This window comes from Shewanella sp. 11B5 (assembly GCF_002836795.1).
Lineage (GTDB): Bacteria > Pseudomonadota > Gammaproteobacteria > Enterobacterales > Shewanellaceae > Shewanella > Shewanella frigidimarina.
Genome location: NZ_PJAP01000161.1, coordinates 1 through 1,145 on the forward strand (window position 1 = coordinate 1; position 1,145 = coordinate 1,145).

At 38.3% G+C, this 1,145-nt stretch carries 1 protein-coding gene and 1 pseudogene; one reads left to right on the forward strand and one right to left on the reverse strand.

The window, feature by feature from the left end; all coding sequences use genetic code 11:
* Window positions 1–598 (forward strand): annotated as a pseudogene (locus tag CXF78_RS01330) (type III PLP-dependent enzyme); the annotation flags it as partial.
* A 62-nt stretch (window positions 599–660) separates the two neighbouring features.
* Here the strand turns inward: CXF78_RS01330 and CXF78_RS01335 are convergent.
* On the reverse strand, window positions 661–882 hold the full coding sequence (locus CXF78_RS01335) for an HP1242/YdcH family protein (protein ID WP_011638841.1): 222 nt from the start codon (window positions 880–882) through the stop codon (window positions 661–663).
* Between the last annotated feature and the right edge of the window lie 263 nt (window positions 883–1,145).

The window sequence follows — 1,145 nt, forward strand, 5'->3', positions numbered from 1 at the left end:
GCAACAACGTGATATCGGTGCTTGGGATTCTGCTATCGGTAAAGTGAAAAGTATTTACGACCGTTTAAAAGAAGAACACGGCATCGTACTAAAGATGATAAATTTAGGGGGTGGTTTTCCTGCCAACTATATGGACAAAACGAACGAGCTAGGTGTTTATGCTCAGCAGATTAAGCATTTCCTAGAAGAAGACTTTGGTGATGAATTACCAGAGATTATTCTAGAGCCTGGTCGTTCTTTGCTTTCAAATGCTGGTGTATTAGTATCTGAAGTGGTATTGATTTCTCGTAAGTCGAACACTGCATTAGAGCGCTGGGTATTTACAGATGTGGGTAAGTTCTCTGGTTTAATTGAAACCATGGACGAAGCGATTAAATTCCCAATCTATACTGAGCGTAAAGGCGAGTTAGACAAGTGTGTCATTGCCGGTCCAACCTGTGACAGTGCAGATATTATGTATGAGCACTATAGCTATGGTTTACCGGTTGATTTAGCCATTGGTGACCGCATGTACTGGTTAACCGCTGGTGCTTACACCACGACCTATTCAGCAGTATGTTTTAACGGCTTCCCACCACTTAAAGATTATTACCTTTAATTGATGGTGTAGTTTGACAACATCATAAAGGACGCACTAGCGTCCTTTGTTTTTATGCGCGTCTAAACCTCTTGCTGATGGCTTTTTAAAATATCCAATATTTGTTCTTTAAGATGTAATCTCGTGCTTTTCATTAGTTTTAATTCAGTTGTCGCATCACTGCTACTGGTCTTTTCTAGTGCGGTAATTTGCTCATCGAGTTGATTGTGGTCGTTAAATTTTTTGATAAAGTGCTTATCGGTTACTTTAAGTTTAGTTATCAAATCTCGGTACTCTGGAAACATAAGTTACTCCTTGTAAGTTGTGTCAGTAGATTTAGGGCTCATTTCACTTTGCATTAACAAGATGTTATTCCAATAACAATGATGCTTACTTCAGCACCAAATACAGCTTGAAAAATGAGATGTGTTGAATCTAATACTGATTAACTTTATGCTCATTGGTTACGCTTACCTTCAGCCTAAAACCATTTTTGCGAGGTTAACTTGATGTAAATCACGTTAATGATTGTTAGGCGAGATATGATATTTGTTGTTTTATCGACCTT